Origin of the sequence: Pantoea sp. K16 (genome assembly GCF_048452805.1) — a bacterium.
GTDB lineage: Bacteria > Pseudomonadota > Gammaproteobacteria > Enterobacterales > Enterobacteriaceae > Pantoea > Pantoea agglomerans.
The window spans coordinates 20,399-40,387 of sequence record NZ_JBLWNV010000023.1 but is presented as its reverse complement, the minus strand read 5'-3'; the positions used below and the strand labels follow the sequence as shown (position 1 = coordinate 40,387).

The window sequence follows — 19,989 nt, the reverse complement described above, 5'->3', positions numbered from 1 at the left end:
CTGCCACGTTTGACCGTGACAGCCTTTACAAATCTAATCTTAACTGACCAGCATTGGAGCCCCGGCTCCGCTTTTTTTTACTTTAAATCCCCTGCCTGTGATGGCTGCATTATCTCTCCCTCACCGCAGCACTCATAAAAATGTCGACGTTTACTGCTATTACTGCTCGGCGAAACCGAGCATATAGCGCGGTATAAGCTGCTTTTAACGAACTATATGAATCGTTACACTGTTTAACATTCTGTCTCTGCTCAGGAAGATGAACGTTGAACAAGCCGCGCAAATTAAAAAATCTGCTAAAAAGTTTTATTGAAAGTGATGCCAGCAATGGCGTGATGTTGATCGTGGCGGCGGTCGCGGCGATGATCCTCGCCAATACTGCCGCTACCGCCCAGGGTTACCAGGCGTTGCTGAATGAACCGGTACAAATCCGCTTCGGAGCGCTGGATATCAGCAAAAACTTGCTGTTGTGGATCAACGATGCGCTGATGGCACTTTTCTTTCTGGTTATTGGCCTGGAAGTAAAGCGTGAGTTGATGGTCGGCGAACTTGCCAGCCGTGACAAGGCGATCTTCCCGGTCATCGCGGCAATAGGCGGCATGGCGTTACCCGCCCTGATCTTCCTGCTTTTCAACCATGGTGATGAGATTGCACGTAACGGCTGGGCCATTCCCACCGCAACCGATATCGCTTTTGCGCTGGGTGTGCTGGCCCTTCTGGGCAGCCGTGTTCCCGTTGCGCTGAAAGTCTTTCTGATGGCACTGGCGATTATTGATGACCTGGGTGCCATTGTGATTATCGCTCTGTTCTATACCAGTGACCTCTCAGTGCTCTCCCTGTGCGTGGCTGCAGGCGCAATTGTCGTGCTGGCACTCCTGAACCGCTTTAACGTCCGTAGAATCTCAGTCTACATACTGGTGGGTATCGTACTCTGGACCGCCGTGCTGAAGTCGGGCGTCCACGCAACCCTGGCTGGCGTCATTGTGGGCTTCTTCGTGCCTCTGGAGAAGAAAGAGGGGCACTCTCCAGCGGAACATCTGGCGCATGGTCTGATGCCGTGGGTGAACTGGATGATTCTGCCGCTGTTTGCCTTTGCTAATGCCGGTATCTCACTTGCTGGCATTACGCTGAGTGATGTCCTCTCGCCTGAACCGTCAGGCATCATCTTCGGCCTGTTAATCGGTAAGCCATTAGGCATTACGCTCTTCTGCTGGCTGGCGGTAAAACTGCGGCTGGCAGTATTACCCAACGGCACAACCATACGCGATATTATGGCGATTGGTGTGCTGTGCGGAATTGGCTTCACTATGTCAATTTTTATCAGTTCGCTGGCCTTTGATGCCGCGCATGAACAGCTGGTGACCTTTTCTAAACTGGGCATTCTGACCGGCTCTCTGCTTTCAGCCGTCATCGGCTATACGCTGCTGCGAATTAAACTGCGCTAATGGAGAGGAAGCGTAAGCCTCCTTTTTTCTATGAATCAGCTCAATTTCAATCATCTCTACTACTTCTGGCACGCCTGCCGTGCGGGATCGATAGCTGGCGCAGCAGAGGCACTCTCCCTGACGCCACAGACCATTACCGGGCAAATTAAGGCACTGGAGGAGCGCCTGCAGGGCAAGCTGTTCCGGCGTCAGGGACGGGGCCTGGTACCGACGGAGCTGGGGCAGCTGGTTTTTCGCTATGCTGACCGCATGTTTATGCTGAGTCAGGAGATGCTGGATATTGTGAATTACCGCAAAGAGTCCCATCTGCTGCTGGATGTTGGCGTGGCAGATGCGCTCTCAAAGCAGCTGGTCAGCAAGGTGCTGGAGACGGCGGTGGTCGCAGAGGAGAAAATTCATCTGCGCTGTTTTGAATCGACCCACGAAATGCTGCTGGAGCAGCTCAGTCAGCATAAGCTGGATATGATTATCTCTGACTGCTCCATCGACCCCACCCAACAGGAAGGGCTGTTTTCGGTGAAGCTGGGGGAATGCCCGATCAGCTTCTGGTCAACCCAGCCGCTCAGCGATCTCTCTTTTCCGGCCTGCCTGGAGACGCGTCCCCTGCTGATTCCGGGGCGCCGCTCCATGCTGGGGCGCAAAATCCTCAACTGGATCAGCACCCAGGGAGTGCAGGTGGAGATTCTCGGTGAGTTTGATGATGCGGCACTGATGACGGCGTTTGGTGCGCGACAGAATGCGATTTTTGTCGCGCCTTTGCTGGAGATGGGTCAACGTGAGGGGATATATGAAGTCGGGCGGCTCGACGCGGTATCAGAGGAGTATCACATACTCTTCGCGGAGCGGATGATTCAGCATCCGGCGGTGCAGCGACTCTGTCACGCAGACTTCAGCGAACTCTTTCCCCGCCAGGGGACAGACGAAAAAAAACCGGCGTAAGCGCCGGCTTTTTTAACAAAGCGATTAACAACAGGCGATTAAGCCAGTTTGTTGATCTGTGCAGTCAGGTTAGACTTATAACGTGCAGCTTTGTTCTTGTGGATCAGACCTTTAGCAGCCTGACGGTCCACGAGTGGTTGCATTTCATTGAATGCGTTCTGCGCAGCAGCTTTGTCGCCTGAAGCGATCGCCGCGTATACTTTCTTAACGAAGGTACGCATCATAGAGCGGCGGCTAGCGTTATGCTTACGGCGTTTCTCAGATGTTACGGCGCGTTTCTTAGCTGATTTGATATTAGCCAAGGTACAACTCCCAAATGTGTTCTATAGAGACAAATCAAAGGCCGAGGACTATGCCCTTCTAACCTGATTTTGTCAATGGATTTGTGCAAATAAGCGTCGCCCTGAGAGCGGCACTCGGTTACGTATTTGATGGCGCAGGATTCTACCAGCTTCCCCTCGCTGAATACAGTATTTCGCGACAAAATTCTTAACATGCGCTTCTGCAACAGGAAATGCAGCGCCTAAAGCATGAAAGGCGTGCTGACGGGTTAACCTGAGTCGCTTTCAAGGGTATAATCCGCCGATTTCCACCGGTTTGGGCCAGCCATGAAGTTTATCCGCGGTATTCATAATCTTAACGAGCAGCATCGCGGCTGCGTTCTGACCATTGGTAATTTCGATGGCGTGCACCGTGGGCATCAGGCGCTGATGTCGCGGCTGTGTGAAGAGGGACGTAAGCGCAATCTGCCGGTGGTGGTCATGGTTTTTGAGCCACAGCCGCTGGAGCTGTTTGCCGGTGACAAAGCGCCGGCTCGTCTGACGCGTCTGCGTGAAAAACTGCGATATATGGCGGAAGCCGGCGTCGATAAAGTGTTGTGCGTGCGGTTCGACCGTCGCTTTGCGGCCTTGTCCGCCCAGCGTTTTATCAGTGACCTGTTAGTCGAAAAGCTGGACGTAAAGTACCTTGCGGTAGGCGATGATTTCCGCTTCGGCGCTGGTCGCCAGGGTGATTTCCTGTTATTACAGAAAGCCGGTGCGGAGTACGGCTTTGAGGTCGTAAGCACCGAAACCTTCTGTGATGGCGGTAAGCGAATCAGCAGTACTGCCGTGCGTCAGGCGCTGGCCGTGGATGATTTAGCGCTGGCGCAGTCGCTGCTTGGTCACCCTTTCACTATTTCCGGCCGCGTTGTGCACGGTGATGCACTGGGACGCACGCTGGGTTTCCCCACGGCGAACCTCCCTTTACGCCGCAGCGTCTCGCCGGTGAAAGGGGTTTATGCGGTGGAGGTACGGGGTCTGACGCCCGAGCCACTGCCAGGTGTCGCCAATATCGGCACCCGTCCGACTGTAAAAGGTTTACGCCAGCAGCTTGAAGTTCACCTGCTCGACATCAATATGGATCTCTATGGTCGTCACATTGATGTGGTGCTGAAACAGAAAATACGAAACGAGCAGCGCTTTGCCTCACTGGAGGCGTTGAAAGAACAAATTGCGAACGATGTGGTAACGGCCCGGCAGTTCTTTGGGCTGCTTTAACCTGAGCGAAAAACGGAATCGAGAATCTGATGAGTGACTATAAATCTACCCTGAATTTGCCGGAAACGGGATTCCCGATGCGTGGCGATCTGGCCAAACGCGAACCGGGAATGTTGCAACGCTGGTATGCCGACAACCTGTACGGCATCATCCGCGAAGCCAAAAAAGGGAAAAAAACCTTTATCCTGCATGATGGCCCTCCGTATGCGAACGGCAGCATTCATATTGGTCACTCCGTTAACAAGATTCTGAAAGACATTATCGTTAAGTCGAAAGGCATGGCGGGTTATGACTCGCCGTATGTGCCGGGCTGGGACTGTCACGGTCTGCCAATCGAACACAAAGTTGAGCAGATGATCGGCAAGCCAGGCGAGAAAGTCACCGCTGCTGAATTCCGCGAAGCGTGCCGCAAATACGCCGCGGAACAGGTTGAAGGCCAGAAGGCGGACTTTATCCGTCTGGGTGTGCTGGGCGACTGGGATCGCCCTTACCTGACCATGGATTTCGGTACCGAAGCCAACATCATTCGTGCGCTGAGTAAAATCATCGGCAACGGCCACCTGCACAAAGGCGCGAAGCCCGTGCACTGGTGTCTGGATTGCCGTTCTGCCTTAGCAGAAGCGGAAGTGGAGTATTACGACAAAACGTCACCGTCGATTGATGTGATGTTCAACGCCATTGATGCCGACGCGGTGCGTCAGGCGTTTGGTGTGGCACAGGTTAATGGTCCGATTTCACTGGTGATCTGGACGACGACACCGTGGACGCTGCCGGCTAACCGCGCCATCTCGTTAAACGCGGAATTTGAGTATCAGTTGCTGCAGATCGACGGTCGCGCGCTGATCCTGGCAAAAGATCTGGTCGAGAGCGTCATGAAGCGCGCCGGTGTCAGCGAATGGCAGGTACTGGGCGAATGCAAAGGCGCGGCGCTGGAGCTGCAGAAATTCCAGCATCCGTTCCTGGCGCTTGAGTCGCTGGTGGTGCTGGGCGATCACGTCACCCTGGAAGCGGGTACCGGTGCAGTCCACACGGCACCTGGCCACGGTCCGGATGACTATGTTATCGGTCAGAAATATGGCATCGAAACCGCCAATCCGGTCGGACCGGATGGCCGCTATCTGCCAGGCACCTATCCGACGCTGGATGGGGTCAATGTCTTTAAAGCCAACGACATGATCGTTGAGCTGCTGAAAGAGAAGGGCGCGCTGCTGCACGTTGAGAAACTGCTGCACAGCTACCCGCACTGCTGGCGCCATAAAACGCCGATCATCTTCCGCGCCACGCCGCAATGGTTCATCAGCATGGATCAGAAAGGATTACGTGCGCAGTCGCTGAAGGAGATCAAAGGCGTGCAGTGGATCCCGGACTGGGGCCAGGCGCGTATCGAATCGATGGTGGCGAACCGTCCTGACTGGTGTATCTCTCGTCAGCGTACCTGGGGCGTACCGATGGCGCTGTTCGTTCATAAAGAGAGCGAAGAGCTGCACCCGGACACGCTGGCGCTGATGGAAAAAGTGGCGCAACGCGTTGAGCAGGAGGGGATTCAGGCCTGGTGGGATCTCGATCCGCGCGAACTGATGGGCGACGATGCCGATCATTACGTAAAAGTGCCGGATACGCTGGATGTCTGGTTTGACTCCGGTTCAACCAGCTATTCCGTGGTTGATGCGCGTCCGGAATTTGGCGGACATGCGCCTGACCTTTATCTGGAAGGGTCCGATCAGCATCGCGGCTGGTTTATGTCCTCGCTGATGATCTCCACGGCGATGAAGGGCAAAGCGCCTTATCGTCAGGTACTGACGCACGGTTTCACCGTGGATGGTCAGGGCCGCAAGATGTCGAAATCGATCGGTAACACGGTTGCGCCGCAGGATGTGATGAACAAACTGGGCGCCGATATTCTGCGCCTGTGGGTGGCATCAACCGATTACTCGGGCGAAATGGCGGTCTCCGATGAGATCCTTAAACGTTCTGCCGATGCCTATCGCCGCATCCGTAACACCGCGCGTTTCCTGCTGGCTAACCTCAGCGGCTTTAACCCGGCGACCGATCTGGTGAAACCGGAAGAGATGGTGGTGGTGGATCGCTGGGCCGTTGGTCGCGCTCAGGCGGCACAGGCCGATATCGTTGCCTCTTACGAGAACTACGATTTCCACGAAGTGATCCAGCGTCTGATGCAGTTCTGCTCAATTGAGATGGGCAGCTTCTATCTCGACATCATCAAGGATCGTCAGTACACCGCGAAAGGCGATGGCCTTGCGCGTCGCAGCTGCCAGACCGCACTGTGGCATATCGTCGAAGCGCTGGTACGCTGGATGGCACCGATCATGTCCTTTACGGCGGATGAGATCTGGGGCTACCTGCCGGGCGAACGTGCGCAGTATGTCTTCACCGAAGAGTGGTATCAGGGGCTGTTTGGCCTGGCTGAAGATGAAGCGCTGAATGACGCCTACTGGGCTGAGCTGCTGAAAGTGCGTGGCGAAGTGAACAAGGTGATCGAGCAGGCGCGTGCGGATAAACGTATCGGTGGCGCACTGGAAGCAACGGTTACGCTCTATGCCGATCCGGAGCTGGCGGCTAAACTGCAGGCGCTGGGTAATGAGCTGCGCTTTGTGCTGCTGACCTCTGGCGCACAGGTGGCTGATTACGCCCTGGCGAACGACGAAGCGCAGCAGAGTGAGCTGCTGAAAGGTCTGAAAATCGCGCTGCACAAGGCGGAAGGCGAGAAATGTCAGCGCTGCTGGCATTACACTACCGACGTCGGACAGAATCCTGAGCATGCTGAGGTCTGTGGTCGTTGTTACACTAACGTAGCCGGTGACGGCGAACAGCGTGAATTTGCCTGATGCGTAAACCTATTTTATCAACCGGATTGCGCTGGCTGTGGCTGGTGCTGGTGGTGATTGTTGTCGACTTCGCCAGCAAGCAGTGGGTGATGAACAACATGATGCTGCATGAAACCCAGCCACTGATGCCCTACCTGAACCTGTTCTACGCGCACAACTACGGCGCGGCGTTCAGTTTCCTGGCGGACAAAGGCGGCTGGCAGCGCTGGTTCTTTGCCGGTATTGCGCTGGCTATCGTGATCTCACTGGTCGTGATGATGTATCGTAATCATGCCAGTCAGAAGATCGCTAACATCGCGTATGCCCTGATCATCGGCGGCGCGATAGGCAATCTGTTTGATCGCTCATACCATGGCTTTGTGGTCGATTTTATCGATTTCTATGTCGGTAACTGGCACTTCGCTACATTTAATATCGCTGACTGCGGCATCTGTATCGGTGCTGCATTGGTGGTGCTGGAGGGCTTTTTCAGCCCGAACGGCAAACAGGCTAAACAGAAAGGGTAAGTGATGACTGAGTCCGTACAGCGCGAAAGCGCGGTGTTGGTGCATTTTACGCTGAAGCTGGAAGATGGCTCGACGGCGGAATCGACCCGTGCAAACGGCAAGCCCGCGCTGTTCCGTCTCGGTGATGGCAGCCTCTCTGCGGCACTTGAGCAGGCACTGCTGGGGCTGAAAGCGGGTGAAACTAAACAGTTTACCCTGGAACCGGACGACGCCTTTGGCGGCGTCAGCCCTGACCTGATCCAGTATTTCTCGCGTCGGGACTTTATCGATGCGGGTGAGCCGGAAGTGGGAGCCATCATGCTGTTCAGCGGCATGGGCGGCAGTGAAATGCCTGGCGTGATCCGTGAAATCTCCGGTGACTCTATCACTGTGGATTTCAACCATCCGCTGGCAGGTCGTCGTATTCAGTTTGATGTAGAGGTGCTGGAAATCGATCCCGCACTGGAGGCCAACGATGCAAATCCTGTTAGCTAATCCGCGCGGCTTCTGCGCTGGCGTTGATCGTGCCATCAGTATTGTTGAGCGCGCGCTGGAGATGTATGGCGCGCCAATCTATGTCCGTCACGAAGTGGTGCATAACCGTTACGTGGTAAACAGCCTGCGTGAGCGCGGTGCCATCTTCATTGAAGAGATCAGTGAAGTGCCGGATAACGCGATTCTGATCTTCTCCGCGCACGGCGTTTCTCAGGCGGTGCGTGCCGAAGCCAAAGCGCGCAATCTGACTATGCTGTTTGACGCCACCTGTCCGCTGGTGACTAAGGTGCATATGGAAGTGGCTCGCGCCAGCCGTAAAGGCGTTGAGGCAATACTGATTGGTCATGCAGGTCATCCGGAAGTCGAAGGCACCATGGGGCAGTACAACAACCCTAATGGCGGCATGTATCTGGTGGAGTCACCGGAAGATGTCTTCAGACTGACAGTGAAAGACGAAAACAATCTGAGCTTCATGACGCAGACCACGCTCTCTGTGGACGACACCTCTGACATCATTGATGCTCTGCGCCAGCGCTTCCCGGCGATTATCGGGCCGCGTAAAGATGATATCTGCTACGCCACCACCAACCGTCAGGAAGCGGTTCGTACTCTGGCTAAAGATGCGGAAGTGGTGCTGGTGGTGGGGTCGAAGAACTCCTCTAACTCTAACCGTCTGGCTGAGCTGGCTCAGCGTGCCGGTAAGCTGGCGAAGCTGATCGACTCTGCGGATGATATTCAGGAAGAGTGGGTAAAAGGCGTGGCCTGCATCGGCGTCACCGCAGGCGCGTCAGCGCCCGATATTCTGGTGCAGCAGGTGATCCAGCGGCTGCGTGAACTGGGCGGCGAAGCGGCAATTGAGCTGATTGGCCGTGAAGAGAATATTGTCTTCGAAGTGCCCAAAGAGCTGCGTGTCGAAGTGCGTAACGTGCAGTAACTCTGCGATATTACTGATAAAAAGGCCGACTCTGTTCGGCCTTTTTTGTTTTTTGAATCTGACAAAAAAAGTCGTTATTTGCTGCGGTGATTGCTTTTACTGATAATCACGGGCGGCTGGCATAAAATTCTTATTATCACGGATTAATAGTGGCGTGACTGTTAACTCATCGTTAACCTGATGACGCTTTGGATGCATAGTTTTGTTTTAGGAATGAATAAATATGAACACAATCCGCATTGCTATTGTGGGCGCGCCGGGCCGTATGGGCCGTAATCTGATTCAGGCAACGCAGCAGGCAGAAGGCGCTGAACTGGGTGCGGCACTGGCTCGCCCGGGCTCATCGCTGACCGGCAGCGACGCTGGTGAATTAGCGGGCATCGGAAAAAATGGCATCATCATCGCTGACGATTTACGCGCGGTGATTAACGATTTTGATGTGCTGGTCGACTTCACCCGCCCGGAAGGCACGCTGGAGTATATGGCGATCTGCCGTGAGCAGGGCAAAGCGATGGTGATCGGCACCACCGGTTTTGATGAAGCAGGCAAAGCGGCCATTCGCGCCGCGGCGGAAGATATCCCCATTGTGTTCGCCGCTAACTTCAGCGTGGGGGTTAACCTGGTGCTGAAGCTGCTGGAGAAGGCTGCCAAGGTGATGGGAGAGTACGCGGATATTGAGATCGTTGAAGCGCACCACCGCCATAAAGTGGATGCGCCCTCCGGAACCGCGCTGGCGATGGGTGAGGCGATTGCCGATGCGATGCAGTGGAAACTGGATGAGCATGCGGTCTATACGCGTGAGGGCCACACCGGCGAACGCCAGCCGCAGAGCATCGGTTTTGCGACAGTACGCGCGGGTGACATCGTCGGTGAGCATACTGCGATGTTTGCAGATATCGGCGAGCGCGTAGAGATAACCCACAAGGCTTCAAGCCGTATGACCTTTGCAAATGGCGCGGTTAAGTCCGCTTTATGGTTGAAAGATAAGAAATCTGGCCTGTTTGATATGCGGGATGTGCTGGATTTGTCGATGTTGTAAGTGTTGTGAACCATCGTGATGTGGTTGTTTCAATCGATAATCGCTTGATTGAAAAGGGGCAATGTTTTCATTGCCCTTAATTTTATCTGAAATATGCCTTCCAGATATAAATTTACCTCTGAATTCTGTTTTTGCCTGTTTTCTTCGTTTATTTGCTCTGCCGGATGCTATTTTTGACCATTTGGTCAAAAATAAAGGCCGCGCTGCTTCTGTTTTGCTTTTACGCTGCCTGGCAAACGATTATTCCGCCGAGTTTTCCTCTCTTTTTGCTGCTTATGCCCGTTATTTTCCTCAGAAGGCAGATAAGGGTGAAAAAATCCCGCCGCAGGGTAGACAATGGCCAGGGCGATCATTAGAATGCGCGCAATTTGCCAAAAATCGACAATTCAGGCGGTTTTTGCATTGATTCAGGCGGCTATTTTGAATTAATATGCAGATATTGTGACTGTTTATTCCCTGGAGGATGTTTTGATTAAGTCAGCGCTCTTGGTTCTGGAAGACGGAACCCAATTCCACGGTCGGGCCATCGGGGCAACAGGGTCGGCAGTGGGAGAAGTCGTTTTCAATACCTCAATGACCGGTTATCAAGAAATCCTCACTGATCCTTCCTATTCCCGCCAAATCGTTACTCTCACTTATCCCCATATCGGTAATGTCGGAACCAATGCCGCCGACGAAGAATCCAGCCAGATTCATGCGCAGGGCCTGGTTATCCGTGACCTGCCGCTGATTGCCAGCAACTTCCGTAGTGAAGAGGGCTTATCCGCCTACCTGCAGCGCAACAACATCGTGGCGATTGCCGATATCGATACCCGCAAGCTGACGCGCTTGCTGCGTGAGAAAGGTGCACAAAACGGCTGCATCATTGCGGGCGATAATCCGGATGCCGCGCTGGCGCTGCAAAAAGCTCAGGCGTTCCCGGGACTGAAAGGGATGGATTTGGCGAAAGAGGTCTGCACCACTGAGACCTACAGCTGGCAGCAGGGCAGCTGGACGCTGGAGGGAGGGCTGCCAGAGCAGGCCGACGCTGAATCACTGCCTTACCATGTGGTGGCTTACGATTACGGTGCCAAGCGCAACATTCTGCGGATGCTGGTCGATCGCGGCTGTCGTCTGACCGTCGTTCCGGCACAGACGCCTGCCGAAGAAGTACTGAAGCTTAATCCGGATGGCATCTTCCTCTCCAACGGTCCTGGCGACCCGGAGCCGTGCGACTACGCTATCAGCGCAATTCAGGCCTTCCTGAAAACAGAGATCCCGGTGTTCGGAATCTGTCTGGGTCATCAGCTGCTGGCGCTGGCCAGCGGGGCTAAGACCGTGAAGATGAAGCTGGGCCACCACGGCGGCAACCATCCGGTGAAAGATCTCGATAACAATCGCGTGATGATCACCGCGCAGAACCACGGTTTTGCGGTCGATGAGAACAATCTTCCCGCTAACCTGCGTGTTACACACATTTCGTTGTTCGATAAAACCGTGCAGGGCATTCACCGCACCGACAAGCCCGCATTCAGCTTCCAGGGACACCCGGAAGCCAGCCCGGGCCCAGGCGATGCTGCGCCGCTGTTCGACCACTTTATTGAATTGATTGACGCATTCCGTCTGCAAGCGAAGTAATCAGGAGCTAATTCATGCCAAAACGTACAGACCTAAAATCCATCCTGATTCTTGGTGCCGGTCCGATTGTGATCGGCCAGGCCTGCGAATTTGACTATTCCGGTGCGCAGGCGTGTAAAGCGCTGCGTGAAGAGGGTTACCGCGTCATTCTGGTGAACTCCAACCCGGCGACGATCATGACCGACCCGGAAATGGCTGATGCGACTTACATTGAGCCGATTCACTGGGAAGTGGTGCGCAAAATCATCGAAAAAGAGCGCCCGGACGCGGTACTGCCGACCATGGGCGGTCAGACAGCGCTGAACTGTGCGCTGGAGCTGGAACGTCATGGCGTGCTGGAAGAGTTTGGCGTCACCATGATCGGCGCAACGGCTGATGCGATCGACAAAGCAGAAGATCGTCGTCGTTTCGACGTGGCGATGAAAAGCATCGGTCTGGATACCGCGCGCTCCGGCATTGCGCACACCATGGAAGAAGCGCTGGCCGTGGCTGAAGATGTCGGTTTCCCCTGCATTATCCGTCCCTCATTTACTATGGGCGGAACCGGTGGCGGCATCGCCTACAACCGCGAAGAGTTTGAAGAGATTTGCGAACGCGGTCTCGACCTTTCACCGACCAATGAGCTGCTGATTGATGAGTCGCTGATTGGCTGGAAAGAGTATGAGATGGAAGTGGTGCGCGATAAAAACGACAACTGCATCATCGTCTGCTCAATTGAAAACTTCGATGCGATGGGGATCCACACCGGTGACTCCATCACGGTGGCACCTGCCCAGACGCTGACCGACAAAGAGTATCAGATCATGCGTAACGCCTCGCTGGCGGTACTGCGTGAGATCGGTGTTGAAACCGGTGGCTCCAACGTGCAGTTCTCGGTTAACCCGAAAGATGGCCGACTGATTGTCATTGAGATGAACCCGCGCGTGTCACGCTCCTCGGCGCTGGCCTCCAAAGCGACCGGTTTCCCGATTGCTAAAGTGGCGGCCAAACTGGCGGTCGGCTATACCCTCGACGAGCTGATGAATGATATCACCGGCGGTTTAACGCCAGCCTCGTTCGAGCCTTCCATCGACTACGTTGTCACCAAGATCCCGCGTTTCAACTTCGAAAAATTTGCCGGTGCCAACGATCGCCTGACCACGCAGATGAAGTCGGTCGGGGAAGTGATGGCAATTGGTCGTACTTTCCAGGAATCCATGCAGAAAGCGCTGCGCGGCCTGGAAGTAGGCGCTAACGGCTTCGACCCGAAAGTCCACCTCGACGACCCGGAAGCATTAACCCGCATCCGCCGTGAGCTGAAAGATGCCGGTTCAGACCGCATCTGGTACATCGCGGACGCCTTCCGTGCCGGCATGTCAGTGGATGGCGTGTTCAACCTGACCAATATTGACCGCTGGTTCCTGGTGCAGATCGAAGAGCTGGTGCGGCTGGAAGAGCAGGTTGCCCGTGAAGGGGTTAATAGTCTGGATGAGACGTTCCTGCGCGCCCTGAAGCGTAAAGGCTTTGCTGATGCACGGCTGGCGACACTGGCGGGCGTGGCAGAGAGCGAAATCCGCAAGCTGCGTCAGCAGTTTAACCTGCACCCGGTTTATAAGCGCGTGGATACCTGCGCCGCAGAGTTCGCGACAGACACCGCCTATATGTACTCCACCTATGAGGAGGAGTGCGAAGCCAATCCAAGTCCGGATCGCGAAAAAATCATGATTCTGGGCGGTGGACCAAACCGTATCGGTCAGGGTATCGAATTCGACTATTGCTGCGTTCACGCCGCCCTGGCGCTGCGTGAAGATGGTTACCAGACCATTATGGTCAACTGTAACCCGGAAACAGTCTCGACCGATTACGACACCTCTGATCGCCTCTACTTCGAGCCGGTCACGCTGGAAGATGTGCTGGAGATTGTGCGCATTGAGCAGCCAAAAGGTGTGATTGTGCAGTATGGCGGTCAGACTCCGCTGAAACTGGCGCGTGCACTGGAAGCCGCAGGCGTACCGGTTATCGGCACCAGCCCGGATTCCATCGACCGTGCTGAAGACCGTGAACGTTTCCAGCAGGCGGTTGATCGCCTGAACCTGAAGCAACCCGCCAACGCCACGGTGGCCACACTGGAGCAGGCGGTTGAGAAAGCCGCGGGCCTGGGTTATCCGCTGGTGGTGCGTCCTTCTTATGTGCTGGGTGGCCGTGCCATGGAGATCGTCTACGACGAGATCGACCTCAAGCGCTACTTCCAGACGGCGGTTTCGGTTTCCAACGATGCACCGGTGCTGCTGGATCGCTTCCTGGATGATGCGGTCGAAGTGGATGTTGATGCGATTTGCGACGGTGAGCGGGTGCTGATTGGCGGCATCATGGAACACATCGAGCAGGCTGGCGTTCACTCCGGTGACTCCGCCTGTTCACTGCCGGCCTACACCCTGAGTCAGGAGATTCAGAATGTGATGCGCCAGCAGGTTGAGAAGCTGGCGTTTGAGCTGAATGTTCGTGGCCTGATGAACGTCCAGTTCGCGGTGAAAGACAACGAAGTCTACCTGATCGAAGTTAACCCTCGTGCGGCGCGTACCGTGCCGTTCGTCTCTAAAGCGACCGGTGTCCCGCTGGCGAAAGTTGCCGCGCGCGTGATGGCAGGCAAAACGCTGGCAGAGCAGGGCGTCACTGAAGAGGTGATTCCGCCTTACTACTCTGTCAAAGAAGTGGTGCTGCCGTTTAACAAGTTCCAGGGCGTTGACCCGATTCTGGGGCCAGAAATGCGCTCTACCGGTGAAGTCATGGGCGTGGGCCGCACCTTCGCTGAGGCGTTTTCTAAAGCGATGCTGGGCGCACAGAGCAACATGAAGAAGTCGGGCCGTGCGCTGCTGTCGGTGCGTGAAGGCGACAAGAAACGTATTGTCGACCTGGCCGCTAAGCTGCAGAAGTTTGGTTTCGAACTGGATGCGACTCACGGCACGGCGGTTGTGCTGGGCGAAGCGGGCATCAATCCGCGCCTGGTGAACAAGGTGCACGAAGGGCGTCCGCACATTCAGGACCGTCTGAAGAACGGCGAGTATAGCTACATCGTTAATACCACGGCGGGTCGTCAGGCGATTGAAGATTCGAAACTGATTCGCCGCAGTGCTCTGCAGTATAAAGTGCACTACGACACCACGCTGAACGGCGGCTTCGCCACCGCGATGGCGCTGAATGCTGACCCGACGGAACAGGTTATCTCCGTTCAGGAGATGCATGCCCAGATCAAGGCGATGTAAGTCGATGTAATGTGAAAAACGGCTCCTGCGGGAGCCGTTTTTTTTGACCATCTTATTGGCGATAATCCGAAAACAGGGTCCAAAGAAAGCAAAGAGTTTGCGTTAAAGTGACTGATTTGGCTTAATTTTTTAGCTATAGGTGCGAATAAGGCCGGTTCGCACAAATTTATAATATAAACACTTCCTGTGCGGATTTTTCGTCAGTACTATGCCTGCCGCTCATCACTGGAGCGTATCAGGACATAAATAAAAAATGAAAATGCGTACTTTTTCTCTGAGTGCAGTGGCTGCACTGATGGCAATTCTTCCTTTCGCCAGCCAGGCGGAAATTACCCTGTTAAAACAGGATCCGCAGGCAGGCGATCCGCTTAGCCGTCTTAACTTTACTTTTGGCGGCAGCATTCGTGCTCAGTTCAATCATCAGACCGGCGTGGATGATAAATCCTACAAGCGCGACGGTTTTGATGGCGGCACCCGTTTCCGTTTCGGCGCTGACTACTACCTGTTTGATGACGTCAGCTGGATCAGCTACTACGAGCTGGGCGTTAACGTCCCGGCGGTCTTCAGCTGGGATCGTCACTATGCGGACGGTGCCAATAACACCACGCGTCGTCAGCTCTACACCGGTCTGAAAAGCAAAACCTGGGGCCAGCTTACCTTCGGTCAGCAGAACAGCGTCTATTACGATACCGTGGGCGCCAAGACCGATATCTGGGATTACGACATGGTCGGCCAGGCTCCGGGTAACGGGATCAACGGCGACTACGACGGATCTTACCGCTCACGCAAACAGCTGAAGTATAAAAACAGCTTCGGCGATGCGGATCTTTACGCCTCTTATCTGTTCGAAGATAACGAGTATCTGCCAGGCAACGGCCTGCGCTATAAGCGCAAAGGCGGCGGCTCGCTGGGTGTGGACTACCACATCACGGACGATCTGAGCTGGGGCACGGCGTGGAACTACACCCGCGCGGCGATGCGTAACCCGAACAACGGCGACAGCCGCGATTACGATCAGAACATTTACGGCACCGCGCTGAGCTGGACTCCAGGTAACTGGACGTTGTCAGCCGGCGGTGGCTGGTATGAGAACTTCATGACCACCAAACGCAAAGATGTGCATGACTACTTTGCCGGCGACGCATGGGGCATTGAATATTTCGCCGGTTACAAGATTCCGGTGGGGCAGTATGGTCTGAAAGCGGTACAGCCGTATGTCATGGGCGATCGCATTGAGTATGCGACAGGCCGTGATTATCAGCGCATCGACAACGGTCTGGGTGTGGTGCTGTTCCTCGACTACGGTTTCCGTGTCGATTACGAACATGTGTTTACCTCCAGCACCGATAACCTGGGTGATATGAATCTGGTGCGTCTGCGCTACGACTTCTGATAACCCTGACGGCTCCTCCGGGAGCCGTTTTCTTTTGCGCACGACTTTTGTGCCAGCCTGAGGCCGATCGCTGGCGAGCTGCGGCAAACTGACGCGATTAGGCGGTGAAAAACGCTGCACAGGCCGTGAAAAACGACGTCATGAAAAGCTTTACGCAATTAGACCTTTCCCCCTATCGACGAAAGTTTCACCTTTACGTATCATGGCGCCAATTTTTTTCAGTGAGTGGTTAACATGATTAGTCTTATCGCGGCATTAGCAGCAGATCGCATTATTGGAATGGAGAACGCCATGCCGTGGGACCTGCCTGCAGATCTGGCGTGGTTCAAGCGCCATACGCTGAAGAAACCGGTGATTATGGGCCGACTGACCTTTGAATCTATTGGCCGTCCGTTACCTGGCCGACTGAATATCGTGGTCAGCAGCCAGCCGGGCACCACCGAAGGCGTTACCTGGGTCACTTCGCTGGATGAGGCGTTACAGGCAGCCGGTGACGCTGAAGAGATCATGGTGATTGGCGGTGGCCGCGTCTATGAGCAGATGCTGAAGCGTGCCGATCGTCTCTATCTGACGCACATTGATGCGGAAGTCGAAGGTGATACGCAGTTCCCGGATTACGAGCCGGATGAGTGGCGGTCAACGTTCAGCGAATTCCACGACGCTGACGAGCAAAATTCCCACAGCTACTGCTTTGAGATCCTTGACCGTCGTCGCTAATCCCACCCCTGCCGGGCTGTAACCTGGCTGTCATCTTTATTCATTAGCATTGCTTCTTTTCTGGGATCGACACAAAGGAAGCAATCACTAATGAAAATCGAACTCTCCGCATTAAGCACTGACCGCCTGCCTGATCCACTGCGTCGTAAATTCCTTGCCGGTTCCGGTGCTATCGGCCTGACCGGCTTTCTCAGCGGCGGCCTGACGCTCTCGGGCAGTGCACTGGCGCAGGAGAAGCCTGCGGGCAGTCTACTGCTGGGCTTTCAGGCGATTGCCGCGTCCACGGCCGATGAGATTGTGGTGGCCCCCGGCTATCGCGCCGACGTGTTGATCTCCTGGGGTGATCCGCTGGTGAATGGCGCAGCCGCGTTTGATCCGCAGGGCAATAACAGCGCCGAAGATCAGGAAAAGCAGTTCGGTGACAACAACGACGGTATGAGCTTCTTCGCGATTAATGACCAACGCGGCGTGATGGCGATTAACAATGAATATGTGAATGAGCCGACGCTGTTCGCCCACGGCGGCAGTAAAGCGACCAGCCTGGAAGATGTCAAAAAGTCGCAGGCGGCGCACGGTATCTCCATCGTTGAAGTCAAACGAGGTGAGGACAATCGCTGGCAGGTGGTACGTCCTTCTGACTATAACCGCCGCATTACCGCCAATACCCCGATGCGCTTCTCCGGTCCGGCAGCGGGGGATAAAGCGCTGCAGACTGCCGCCGATCCGCAGGGAATGCATGTCCTGGGCACCTTTGGTAACTGCGCCAACGGCAAAACGCCGTGGGGCACCTATCTAACCTGTGAAGAGAACTACGACACCTACTTTGGCACCCATCAGGCGGACTTTACGCCGACCCCACAGCAGAAGCGCTATACCCTGAATGCCGCTGAGCCGGAGCGCAACTGGGCCGACTTTGATCCCCGCTTCGATATCGCTAAGAATCCCAACGAATTCAACCGTCACGGCTGGATTGTCGAAATCGATCCTTTCGATCCTCACTCCGTGCCGGTAAAGCGGACCGCGCTGGGCCGCTTCAAGCACGAGAATGCCGCCGTGACGGTCGCGAAAACCGGCCAGCTGGTGGTTTATATGGGCGACGATGAGCGCGGCGAGTATATCTATAAATTTGTCTCAGATGACAAGGTCACTCCGGATGATGCTAAAGCCAATCACGGACTGCTTGATAAGGGCACGCTCTATGTGGCGCAGTTCAACGGCGATGCGCAGGGCACGCCGCTTAAAGGCACCGGGCGCTGGCTGGCGCTGACGTGGGGCGAAAATGGACTCACCGCTGAAAAGGGATTCAATAGCCAGGCAGATGTTTTGATCAATGCGCGTGCCGCGGCAGATGTGGTCAACGCAACGCGAATGGACCGGCCGGAGTGGATTGCGGTTAACCCGCATGACGGCCGTGCCTACTGCACTCTGACCAACAACAACAAGCGCGGAAATGAAGGCATGCCGGTCAATGCAGCGAATCCGCGGCCAAAAAATATCTACGGTCAGATTATCCGCTGGGATGAGAAGGGCGATGCAACCGCGCAGACGTTTGAGTGGGATATCTATGCGCTGTGTGGCAACCCGATAGCGCATCCTGAGGGGATCTATCGTGGCACACCGAACATCACCGCTGAGAATACCTTTAACAGTCCGGATGGGCTGGGGTTTGATGCGCAGGGGCGGTTATGGATCCTGACCGATGGCAAGTACAGCAACAAAGAGGATTATCAGGGGCAGGGGAATAATCAGATGCTGGTGGGTGATCCTGATAGTGGCGAGATCCGCCGGTTTATGGTCGGTCCAAAATCGTGCGAGCTGACCGGTATTACCTTCACGCCCGATTACAAAACGCTGTTCGTGAATGTGCAGCATCCCGGCGAAGAGGGTGACTCGCACTTCCCAGACAACAGTCCGCGTCCGCGGTCGTCGGTGATTATGATCACCCGTGAAGATGGCGGCATTATCGGCGCATAAAACAGGATGCTGGCCTGATGGCCAGCATCGCCGTTATAGCGTGGGCGGTGCCAGACTTTCGCTGGAGGCCAGGGCTTTTTCGCGATTAGAGGGCTGCACCACATAGCGCTGCGTCTCCCAGTGCAACAGGGTCAGCGTTCCGCCCCAGCAGCAGCCGGTATCCAGCCCGATAATGCCCTCTGGCGTGCCTTTGCCTTCCAGCGAGGCCCAGTGACCAAAGACGATGGTGTAGTCACGTGCGACCGGCCCCTCAATGTTAAACCAGGGTTTCAGCGGCGGAAGCGCCGATTCCGGGGCATCTTTGCAGATCATGTCCAGCTGGCCGTTGGGGAAGCAGTAGCGCATGCGGGTGAGGGCGTTGGTGCTGAAGCGCAGACGCGCCAGGCCGGTCAGATCCTCACTCCAGTTGTTCGGCATGTCGCCATACATGGCATCCAGGAACAGCGGATAACTGTCGCTGGCGAGAACCGCTTCAACTTCACGCGCGCACTTTTTCGCGGTCTCAATATCCCACTGCGGCGTGATACCGGCGTGTCCCATCACCAGCTTTTTCTCTTCATCAACCTGTAACAGCGGCTGACGACGCAGCCAGTTGATCAGCTCATCCGCATCATCCGCTTCCAGCAACGGGGTCAGGCGATCTTTAGGCTTGTTACGGCTGATGCCGGCGTAGACCGCCAGCAGATGCAAGTCGTGATTGCCCAGCACCAGACGCACCGCATCGCCCAGCGATTTTACGTAGCGTAAGACTTCCAGTGAGCCAGGACCGCGCGCCACTAAGTCGCCGGTCAGCCACAGGGTATCCTGCTCAGGATTGAAGTCGACCTGTTGCAGCAATGCACGTAATTCATCGTAGCAACCGTGAACGTCGCCAATCAGGTATGTGCTCATAACGTTTTATCCATCAGGAAGGTGCCCGACTTAACGGGCAAAAAGCGTGTGAATCAATGAATGTGGGTCTGAATGGCGAGGCGGAACACCGGGATCTCTACGTGAAAGGTGTCGCCCTGTTCGTCGACCATCACATAGTGCCCCTGCATGGTGCCCATCGGGGTTTCGATCACGGCACCGCTGGTATACTGAAATTCATTGCCTGGCGCGATAAGCGGCTGTTCACCGACCACACCTTCACCCTGAACTTCCGTTTCGCGGCCATTACCGTTGGTAATCAACCAGTAGCGTCCCAGCAGTTGCACTGAGGAACGGCCCAGATTGCGTATCGTAATGGTATAGGCGAAGACGTAGCGATCATCATCCGGTGAGGATTGTGAGGCGACGTACTGGCTTTGCACATGGACGGAGACGCGGGCCGTTTCACTCATGAC

At 55.2% G+C, this 19,989-nt stretch carries 17 protein-coding genes; 14 read left to right on the top strand and 3 right to left on the bottom strand.

The genetic code is table 11. The features are described 5' to 3' along the window. The first annotated feature begins 266 nt into the window (after window positions 1-266). Window positions 267-1,445 (top strand): Na+/H+ antiporter NhaA, encoded by a 1,179-nt coding sequence (nhaA, locus tag ACK13D_RS21565; RefSeq protein ID WP_010253702.1) that lies wholly within the window; start codon window positions 267-269, stop codon window positions 1,443-1,445. A 30-nt stretch (window positions 1,446-1,475) separates the two neighbouring features. Next, window positions 1,476-2,384 carry a transcriptional activator NhaR gene (gene nhaR, locus ACK13D_RS21560; RefSeq protein WP_060679443.1) on the top strand — a complete coding sequence of 303 codons (909 nt, stop codon included), beginning with the start codon at window positions 1,476-1,478 and terminating at the stop codon, window positions 2,382-2,384. A 38-nt stretch (window positions 2,385-2,422) separates the two neighbouring features. On the opposite strand, the gene rpsT is transcribed toward nhaR, so the two are convergent. After that, complete coding sequence (rpsT, locus tag ACK13D_RS21555; protein WP_008925553.1) at window positions 2,423-2,686, bottom strand: 30S ribosomal protein S20; 264 nt, start codon at window positions 2,684-2,686, stop codon at window positions 2,423-2,425. 306 nt (window positions 2,687-2,992) lie between these two features. On the opposite strand from rpsT, the gene ribF reads away from it, so the two are divergent. From ribF to ACK13D_RS21495, 12 genes are all read left to right on the top strand, one after another. Beyond that, on the top strand, window positions 2,993-3,922 hold the full coding sequence (gene ribF, locus ACK13D_RS21550; protein ID WP_010253714.1) for a bifunctional riboflavin kinase/FAD synthetase: 930 nt from the start codon (window positions 2,993-2,995) through the stop codon (window positions 3,920-3,922). A gap of 29 nt (window positions 3,923-3,951) precedes the next feature. Continuing rightward, window positions 3,952-6,768, top strand: coding sequence for an isoleucine--tRNA ligase (gene ileS, locus ACK13D_RS21545; protein ID WP_010671810.1), 2,817 nt, complete (start codon window positions 3,952-3,954; stop codon window positions 6,766-6,768). Further along, a complete protein-coding gene (gene lspA / locus ACK13D_RS21540) occupies window positions 6,768-7,274 on the top strand; it encodes a signal peptidase II (protein ID WP_010253719.1) in 507 nt (168 codons plus the stop codon). Before ileS ends, lspA begins: the two co-directional genes overlap by 1 nt. A 3-nt stretch (window positions 7,275-7,277) precedes the next feature. Next, window positions 7,278-7,748: an FKBP-type peptidyl-prolyl cis-trans isomerase gene (gene fkpB / locus ACK13D_RS21535; protein WP_010253720.1), complete on the top strand. Its 471-nt coding sequence runs from the start codon at window positions 7,278-7,280 to the stop codon at window positions 7,746-7,748. Beyond that, window positions 7,729-8,682: a 4-hydroxy-3-methylbut-2-enyl diphosphate reductase gene (gene ispH, locus ACK13D_RS21530; protein WP_010253724.1), complete on the top strand. Its 954-nt coding sequence runs from the start codon at window positions 7,729-7,731 to the stop codon at window positions 8,680-8,682. Before fkpB ends, ispH begins: the two co-directional genes overlap by 20 nt. Before the next feature lie 223 nt (window positions 8,683-8,905). Then, the gene (gene dapB / locus ACK13D_RS21525; protein ID WP_010253726.1) at window positions 8,906-9,721 is read left to right on the top strand and encodes a 4-hydroxy-tetrahydrodipicolinate reductase; all 816 of its coding nucleotides are present in this window, start codon (window positions 8,906-8,908) and stop codon (window positions 9,719-9,721) included. Between the two features lie 61 nt (window positions 9,722-9,782). Continuing rightward, window positions 9,783-10,127: a hypothetical protein gene (locus tag ACK13D_RS21520; protein WP_418797025.1), complete on the top strand. Its 345-nt coding sequence runs from the start codon at window positions 9,783-9,785 to the stop codon at window positions 10,125-10,127. Window positions 10,128-10,189: 62 nt separating this feature from the next. Then, window positions 10,190-11,338, top strand: a complete 1,149-nt coding sequence (gene carA, locus ACK13D_RS21515) for a glutamine-hydrolyzing carbamoyl-phosphate synthase small subunit (RefSeq protein WP_010253731.1) — start codon at window positions 10,190-10,192, stop codon at window positions 11,336-11,338. 14 nt (window positions 11,339-11,352) lie between these two features. After that, entirely contained in the window at window positions 11,353-14,580 is a 3,228-nt protein-coding gene (carB, locus tag ACK13D_RS21510; RefSeq protein WP_010253739.1) for a carbamoyl-phosphate synthase large subunit, read from the top strand. 253 nt (window positions 14,581-14,833) lie between these two features. Beyond that, on the top strand, window positions 14,834-15,973 hold the full coding sequence (locus ACK13D_RS21505; RefSeq protein WP_010253747.1) for a porin: 1,140 nt from the start codon (window positions 14,834-14,836) through the stop codon (window positions 15,971-15,973). A 234-nt stretch (window positions 15,974-16,207) separates the two neighbouring features. Further along, window positions 16,208-16,690, top strand: a complete 483-nt coding sequence (folA, locus tag ACK13D_RS21500; protein ID WP_418797024.1) for a type 3 dihydrofolate reductase — start codon at window positions 16,208-16,210, stop codon at window positions 16,688-16,690. Between the two features lie 90 nt (window positions 16,691-16,780). Next, window positions 16,781-18,664 (top strand): PhoX family protein, encoded by a 1,884-nt coding sequence (locus tag ACK13D_RS21495; protein WP_418797023.1) that lies wholly within the window; start codon window positions 16,781-16,783, stop codon window positions 18,662-18,664. Window positions 18,665-18,697: 33 nt separating this feature from the next. Here ACK13D_RS21495 and apaH read toward each other — a convergent pair whose 3' ends face one another. Beyond that, window positions 18,698-19,555, bottom strand: a complete 858-nt coding sequence (gene apaH, locus ACK13D_RS21490; protein ID WP_033787393.1) for a bis(5'-nucleosyl)-tetraphosphatase (symmetrical) ApaH — start codon at window positions 19,553-19,555, stop codon at window positions 18,698-18,700. 53 nt (window positions 19,556-19,608) lie between these two features. Next, entirely contained in the window at window positions 19,609-19,986 is a 378-nt protein-coding gene (apaG, locus tag ACK13D_RS21485; protein ID WP_003854807.1) for a Co2+/Mg2+ efflux protein ApaG, read from the bottom strand. Window positions 19,987-19,989 lie beyond the last annotated feature (3 nt).

Bases quoted from the DNA above. Each gene is read 5' to 3' on its own strand.
- nhaR (WP_060679443.1), top strand. From the start codon at position 1,476: ATGAATCAGCTCAATTTCAATCATCTCTACTACTTCTGGCACGCCTGC.
- ribF (WP_010253714.1), top strand. From the start codon at position 2,993: ATGAAGTTTATCCGCGGTATTCATAATCTTAACGAGCAGCATCGCGGC.
- ileS (WP_010671810.1), top strand. From the start codon at position 3,952: ATGAGTGACTATAAATCTACCCTGAATTTGCCGGAAACGGGATTCCCG.
- lspA (WP_010253719.1), top strand. From the start codon at position 6,768: ATGCGTAAACCTATTTTATCAACCGGATTGCGCTGGCTGTGGCTGGTG.
- fkpB (WP_010253720.1), top strand. From the start codon at position 7,278: ATGACTGAGTCCGTACAGCGCGAAAGCGCGGTGTTGGTGCATTTTACG.
- ispH (WP_010253724.1), top strand. From the start codon at position 7,729: ATGCAAATCCTGTTAGCTAATCCGCGCGGCTTCTGCGCTGGCGTTGAT.
- dapB (WP_010253726.1), top strand. From the start codon at position 8,906: ATGAACACAATCCGCATTGCTATTGTGGGCGCGCCGGGCCGTATGGGC.
- ACK13D_RS21520 (WP_418797025.1), top strand. From the start codon at position 9,783: ATGTTTTCATTGCCCTTAATTTTATCTGAAATATGCCTTCCAGATATA.
- carB (WP_010253739.1), top strand. From the start codon at position 11,353: ATGCCAAAACGTACAGACCTAAAATCCATCCTGATTCTTGGTGCCGGT.
- ACK13D_RS21505 (WP_010253747.1), top strand. From the start codon at position 14,834: ATGAAAATGCGTACTTTTTCTCTGAGTGCAGTGGCTGCACTGATGGCA.
- folA (WP_418797024.1), top strand. From the start codon at position 16,208: ATGATTAGTCTTATCGCGGCATTAGCAGCAGATCGCATTATTGGAATG.
- ACK13D_RS21495 (WP_418797023.1), top strand. From the start codon at position 16,781: ATGAAAATCGAACTCTCCGCATTAAGCACTGACCGCCTGCCTGATCCA.
- apaH (WP_033787393.1), bottom strand. From the start codon at position 19,555: ATGAGCACATACCTGATTGGCGACGTTCACGGTTGCTACGATGAATTA.
- apaG (WP_003854807.1), bottom strand. From the start codon at position 19,986: ATGAGTGAAACGGCCCGCGTCTCCGTCCATGTGCAAAGCCAGTACGTC.